The 6,685-nt window shown below is 44.6% G+C and carries 6 protein-coding genes; 4 read left to right on the top strand and 2 right to left on the bottom strand.

The features are described from left to right. Positions 1 to 151: 151 nt before the first annotated feature. Positions 152 to 676: a hypothetical protein gene (locus P2W82_RS11020; RefSeq protein ID WP_336515936.1), complete on the bottom strand. Its 525-nt coding sequence runs from the start codon at positions 674 to 676 to the stop codon at positions 152 to 154. Between the two features lie 337 nt (positions 677 to 1,013). On the opposite strand from P2W82_RS11020, the gene P2W82_RS11015 reads away from it, so the two are divergent. The 4 genes from P2W82_RS11015 (at position 1,014) to P2W82_RS11000 (ending at position 5,536) form a co-directional block, all read left to right on the top strand. Then, positions 1,014 to 2,363 (top strand): 3-keto-disaccharide hydrolase, encoded by a 1,350-nt coding sequence (locus P2W82_RS11015; RefSeq protein ID WP_336515935.1) that lies wholly within the window; start codon positions 1,014 to 1,016, stop codon positions 2,361 to 2,363. Between the two features lie 175 nt (positions 2,364 to 2,538). Next, the gene (locus P2W82_RS11010) at positions 2,539 to 3,894 is read left to right on the top strand and encodes a Gfo/Idh/MocA family protein (protein ID WP_336515934.1); all 1,356 of its coding nucleotides are present in this window, start codon (positions 2,539 to 2,541) and stop codon (positions 3,892 to 3,894) included. A 24-nt stretch (positions 3,895 to 3,918) separates the two neighbouring features. Next, positions 3,919 to 4,773 (top strand): sugar phosphate isomerase/epimerase family protein, encoded by an 855-nt coding sequence (locus tag P2W82_RS11005; protein ID WP_336515933.1) that lies wholly within the window; start codon positions 3,919 to 3,921, stop codon positions 4,771 to 4,773. 7 nt (positions 4,774 to 4,780) lie between these two features. After that, the gene (locus P2W82_RS11000) at positions 4,781 to 5,536 is read left to right on the top strand and encodes an SDR family NAD(P)-dependent oxidoreductase (protein ID WP_336515932.1); all 756 of its coding nucleotides are present in this window, start codon (positions 4,781 to 4,783) and stop codon (positions 5,534 to 5,536) included. A 52-nt stretch (positions 5,537 to 5,588) separates the two neighbouring features. Here the strand turns inward: P2W82_RS11000 and P2W82_RS10995 are convergent, their stop codons facing one another. Next, complete coding sequence (locus P2W82_RS10995; protein ID WP_336515931.1) at positions 5,589 to 6,674, bottom strand: efflux RND transporter periplasmic adaptor subunit; 1,086 nt, start codon at positions 6,672 to 6,674, stop codon at positions 5,589 to 5,591. Positions 6,675 to 6,685 lie beyond the last annotated feature (11 nt).

The raw sequence follows: 6,685 nt of genomic DNA, 5'->3' as shown, positions 1-6,685 counted from the left end.
CTAACCTCCTTTTTATACAGCTCAATTGTGTATAAACCTATATCCAAAACTGAAAATAAAAAAAGCTGCCTCATTTTACTTTTGAGACAGCCTCTTTAATTATTTACTTTGTTGGGTTTTAGTGTATACCCGCCAGTTATCAAAGTTGAAATCAGAACGTATACCTCACAGAAAACCCAAGATTCCCAAAATAGAATTGCTGATAGTAATCTTTATAAACACCCTCCAAAGGATCTACAAGCAACAGGGTAGGTCTCAGATCAGCACTTACGTTCAATGGAATTTCCGGAAATTTATAATCGACGCCCCCGGTAGGAAAAATTCCCAATCCGAATCCTGCATAGTCGCTGTTGGATGAAAAGCTGTTAAAAGCGCTGATTCCTCCACCAATAAACCAGCGAAACCCTTCTATTTTACCGATCGGAAAATGGTGCTGGTAAGCAGCAGAAAAAGATACGTTCACCCAATCACGATTACCGGTATAAGGCCTGAATCCCAGGTTCAGTTCAATAGCGCCCTGGGCGTTGAGAAATGTTTTGTAGGAAGCAGAAATTGCATCCCAGTAACCGGTGCTGAACCGGCCACCAATAGCATTCTTATAAGATCCTCCATCCTGGGCCTGTGACGCAATGGCCAGACAAATCAACATACAAATAACACATACTAATTTTTTCATAGCTTTTGAATTCCTTTTTGGTTACAAATACCGCTCTGAAACGGCCCCGCAAAGATACTGCCACCCAATCTATGTTGCAATAGCTGTGCCTTGCAAAAAAGGCTTATTTAACAGTCTTTGAAGTTTTCGTTTATACCGGGCATTTTTAAAATTCTGTCGGTTACCAGGCGTTTGCAACTTATGATGTTATACATTGCAAACCTGACCCATTAAAGCCTGATTGCAGGAGTATGGCATTTTAATACCGATTAGAAATGTGGTTGAGTCCCACCCTTCTCCTGATTTTTTAATATATTGCCCTGCATAATACGGTCGGCATTTACAAGCGAATTGCTTTATGAAAATTTTACTCTTCCTCATTCCCCTTTATTCATTTGTTTCGGTTTCAGCACAATCTGGTCAGGCCTGGGAACCTTTGTTCAATGGAAAAAATCTTGACGGCTGGAAACAGCTGAACGGGAAAGCCTCTTACGAAGTAAAAGACGGCATGATCATCGGCACTACTGTGTCCGGTGAGCCGAATTCCTTCCTGGCGACACAGAAAGACTATGGTGATTTTGTGCTTGAGCTTGAACTGAAAGTGGATACGACAATGAATTCCGGTATTCAGTTTCGAAGTGAAAGCAAAGCCGATTATAATAATGGTCGAGTACATGGCTACCAGATGGAAGTAGATCCTTCTGCACGTGCATGGAGCGGCGGAATTTATGACGAAGCGCGGCGGGGCTGGTTATATACCATGGAATATAATCCCAAAGGGAAAACCGCTTTTCGAAAAAGCGATTGGAACAATTACCGTATTGAATGCATTGGCAATCGCATCCGCACGTGGGTGAATAATATTCCCACTGCCGAGATTGTTGATGACCGTACACCAAAAGGATTTATCGCTTTGCAGGTTCATTCTATCGGAAAAGATGAGCAACCGGGCAAGAAAATTATGTGGCGTAATATCCGCATTCGCACAGGATCATTAACACCAGCGGCCCCCGCTGGAATTTTTATCGCTGGATTTTTACCAAACCAATTGACGAAGGAAGAAAAAGAAAACGGCGTTACATTGCTGTGGGACGGAAAAACAACCAAAGGCTGGAGAGGCGCCTATAAAACCGGTTTCCCTGAAAAGGGCTGGCAGATCAATGATGGTGTATTATCTGTTCAGAAAACAGATGGAGCTGAATCTGCACATGGTGGAGATATTGTTACCGAAGACGAATACGGTGCCTTTGAATTACAGTTTGATTTCCGGTTGACAGAAGGTGCAAACAGTGGTGTAAAATATTTTGTTACCGAATCTGAAGGAAATAAAGGTTCTGCTATAGGGCTCGAATACCAGGTACTGGATGATGAGAGACATCCGGATGCAAAAATGGGAAGCGCCGCCAACAGAACTATTGCATCGCTTTACGATCTTATTCCATCACTGAAACCTTCACAGGCGTTAAGAAAAATCGGCGAGTGGAATCGTGGAATGATCAGGGTGTATCCTGACAACAGAATCGAGCATTATCTTAATGGATATAAGGTAGTTGAATACCAGCGTGGAACTCAAATGTATTATGCGTTGGTGGCAAGAAGTAAATATGCCCAATGGAAAGATTTCGGAATGGCACCTAAAGGAAGAATATTGTTGCAGGACCATGGGGATAAGGTGGAGTACAGGAATATTAAGATAAGGAAAATGTAGTAAGTAGTGAGTAGTAAGTAGTGAGTAGGGAACAGCCGGCAACTACTGTGAACTGAATCTGAAAATGGATGTCCAACGAAAAACGATCAATGAAAAACGATCAACTGGCTGTTCAAAACTATGAACAATGAACTATGAACTTGCATCAATTATTTCTCACTTCTAATTTTAAAACATGGCTTCCCGCAGGAAATTTATTGGTCAGGCTGTAAAGGCAACCGCCGCAACATACTTAGGTTCACTGGCCTTCAGTCCGAAATCCTATGCTCGTATCCTTGGTGCAAATGATCGTGTAGGCGTGGGCGTTGTAGGGTATTCTGACAGGTTCAGGAGTTCTCTGCTGCCTAGCTTTCTGAATCATTATAAAGACCAGAATTTTGATATCATCGCTGTCTCAGATATATGGCGTCTTCGTCGGGAAGATGCTCAGGCTGCGCTCAGGCAGAAATTTGATCATGATATTACAGCATGCGTGAATAATGATGCTTTATACGATCTGAAAAACCTGGACGCGGTAATCATCAGCACTGCAGATTTCCAGCATGCTTTGCATTGTATCGAAGCGGTAAAAGCAGGGAAAGATGTTTATGTAGAAAAGCCATTTGCAGAAACTATGGCTGACAATCGAGCGGCATTAAAAGCAGTGAAGGAAACAAAGAAGATCGTTCAGGTCGGTTCGCAGAGAAGAAGCGGGGCCAATTATAAAGCTGCGGCTGAATATGTGAAGGCAGGAAAGTTCGGAGCTATCACTATGGTGGAGCTTACATGGAATGTAAATCAGCCGGGCCGCTGGCGTCGCCCGGGCGATGTTGCAAAAATTCTTGAAAAGGACACCGACTGGAAAAGATGGCTGATGAACAGGCCGCACGAGGCATGGGATCCGAGGAAATACCTGGAGTTCCGGTTGTTCTGGCCATACTCCTCTGGCATGCCAGGGCAATGGATGTGTCACCAGATAGATACTGTACACTGGTTCACCGGCCTCAGACATCCACGCAGTGTTGTAGCTAATGGCGGAATTTATATGTGGAAAGATGGAAGAAGAAACTGGGACACGATGACCGCTGTATTTGATTATGGTCCTGAAAACGATCCTGCTAATGGATTCCAGGTTACGTTCGCTTCACGGATGCACAACGGTGATGAAAACCCAGCTGAGATATATTATTCCAACGGTGGTGAAATGAATCTCAACACCAACAAAGTAACTCCAAAGGGCGGTCTTACGAAAAGATTCGCTGATGCAATGCAAATGCAACCGAACCTGCTTCCCGAAATGTCGCTGGAGGTGGCAGATGAAAAGGTGGTGACTTCAGCAAACACTGGTGGAGACTCACTGACTTCAGCACATATGCGTAACTGGATGGAATGCGTACGCAGCAGGCAGCAGCCGAATGCGCCGATCGAAGCCGGATATGCGCATGCCATTGCAAGTATAATGACCAATGCAGCAGTACGAACAGGGCAGAAAGTGTATTTTGATGAGCAGAAGCAGGACGTTATTGCCGGAGGAAAAGTATTTATGTACTAATCTGCATGTAAAAACCCATCGCTGTTGTTGAAGCTGTTTATTGCATTTTTCGTTTGTATCCTTACCACGACCATTGGTTTCAGTCAGCCCAAAGCGCACCTGAGCATCAATACTGATATTGCCAACGATAGTATATTGTACAGGACCGGGTTCCGGTTTGTAGAAGAGGCTGTATCACGTAGTTTCTCTCCGATTAATGTATCGGATTCGGCATTTGCGATAAAGCTGAAACAAATAAAAGCGGCAAAATGTAAAGTGATTGCAGCCAATTCATTTCTGCCCGGACATCTTAAATTGGTGGGGCCGGTAATCAATGAAGCCGCTGTTCTTGGTTATGTCGATACGGTCATGCGCAGGGCAGCAACCGCAGGACTAAAAGTAGTTGTGTTGGGTAGTGGAGCAGCGCGACAGATTCCGGAAGGATTCGACCGGGATACAGCAAAAAAGCAGTTCGTAATCATCGTGAGGAAGATGGCGGAAGTAGCCGCGAAATATAGAATTCCGATTGCTATGGAGAATCTGAATAAAGGGGAATGTAATTTTATCAATTCTGTTGCGGAAGGTCTTGAAATTGCCAGGCTGATTAATCACCCGAATTTCAAATTAACTGCCGATATTTATCATATGCTCCGGGAGAATGAACCCGCTTCTTCGATTATTGATGCCCGTGAGTACATTATCCATTGTCATATTGCAGAAAACAAAGAGCGTGGATACCCCGGCAAGTTTGGTGAAGATTTCAGGCCCTATCTGAAAGCACTAAGGTCAATTGGATTTACGGGTGTATTGTCTATGGAATGTCCTTGGAAGGATATGAAAACCGAGTTACCTGTAGCATTTAAATATTTACAGCAACAGCTGGATGAAGCCTATCAATAAATTTAACATGGCAGATATATTCTCATTAAAAGGAAAGCGTGCATTGATTACTGGTGGCGGAACCGGGCTTGGATTAGGCATCGCAAAAGCAATGGTGGAAGCAGGAGCTGAAGTGATAATTACCGGGAGGAGAGAAGATGTATTAAAATCAGCGGTTGAAGAGTTGGGTTCAAACGCAACATATGTCACAGGTGACATCGCTGATCTGCCTTCGTTACCGGGGTTGGTGGCAGGAGTTGCAGAAGGAGGAAAGATTGATGTACTCGTGAATAATGCTGGTATCAACATGAAAAAGCAACCTTTGGAAGTTACTGACGAGGAGTTTGCACGAATCGTTCAAACCAATCTTAATGGTCTGTTTGCGATGTGTCGTGAAGTAGGAAAAGTAATGCAGAAACAGGGATCAGGTTCCATCATCAATATATCTTCTATGGCCGCTATATACGGGTTACCGTTAGTAGCGGGCTATGCTTCTTCGAAAACTGCTGTTGTTGGTCTTACACGAACGTTGGCCAGCGACCTTGCTCCGCTCGGAATTCGTGTAAACGCTATCGCGCCTGGTTTTATTGAATCTGAAATGACGAAGAAAGCACTCGATGCAGATCCTCAGCGAAAATTCCGCGCAATCGACAGAACCCCGATGGGCGTTATGGGCAAACCCGAAGATATCGGGTATGCGGCAGTATATCTCGCAAGCGATGCTGCGAAATTTGTAACGGGCGTTAATTTGCCTGTTGATGGCGGGAATAGTATCGGATTCTAGAAAGCAGGCTTTTTATTCTGGGCTTACTGATAAAACCTGGTGTAGGTCATAGCTACCTGATGACCGTCCCCTCCCTGATTTCGTCAGTAGCATGTAAAAGAATTTCGTCGCCTCCACGGAGATCTCCGAATACTTCTGTGGAATCATTCGCTTTTAATCCCTCAATAATATTTACAAACACGGCTTTCCCTTCGCGGATAGCAATTACATACTGTCGCTCTGTAGAGCGTACAATGGCGTTGTCGGGAATAGATAATGATTTCGATTCCGATAGCAGAGGCACTTTCACTTCTGCATACATGCCAGGTTTCAACTGCTGATCATTATTCTGAATGTCTATTTCAATCGCTTCGGAACGCATCTGTGTCAGCGTATTTGCAGAGCGACTGATGCTGGCCTGATATTCTTTGCCTGGGTTTGCATTGAAGACAAATCGAACCGGACTTTTGAGATCTACTTTATCAACATAGGCTTCCGGTATATAAACTTCCAGGCGAAGCTTGTCGAGGTATTGCAGTACCAGCATCGGCTGATCATTCGATTTACTTCCCGGACCTACCAGCGCGCCCGCAGACACATTCCGCTGAACGATCACCCCATTGAACGGCGCCTTGATCGTAAGATAATTTTCAATATTCGTCATCGATTCAACATTCGATTTTTCTGACATCACGATCGCCTCATCCGCTTTCATTCTTGACGAAGCAATATCCAGGTCCAGCGGCGCCACTGCACCTTCTTCTTTGGCAGCTTCGCGCAACCTGCGGAATTTTTCTTTGCTCGCAGCCGCATTTTCCTGCGCCTGTACAAACTTGGATACGGCGGATTGCAGCTGCGAACGAAGTTCGGGCGCATCCAGTGTAACCAGCACCTGTCCTTTTCTTACTGCCGATCCTCTGTCCGTCAGCACTTCATTGATGAAGCCATTGGCCTTCGCATAAATATTCACCTCTTCAAACGGCTTCAGCTGACCTGGAAGTTTGATGTACCCTGACATCGGCTTTTCCTCTACATGGCCGGTTTCGTAGATACTCCGGGCGGTACCGCTGCCTGCATTCATGTCAACAGGTTTTGCCCTTTCATGACAGGCAACCGAAGCAGAGATCAAAACAAACAGATAAACAATATTGCGTGCCATAATCAATAACA

It is taken from the genome of Pollutibacter soli (genome assembly GCA_029269725.1).
Lineage (GTDB): Bacteria > Bacteroidota > Bacteroidia > Chitinophagales > Chitinophagaceae > Pollutibacter > Pollutibacter soli.
The sequence above is the reverse complement of the archived record's forward strand: the minus strand, read 5'-3'. Positions and strand labels throughout refer to the sequence as shown.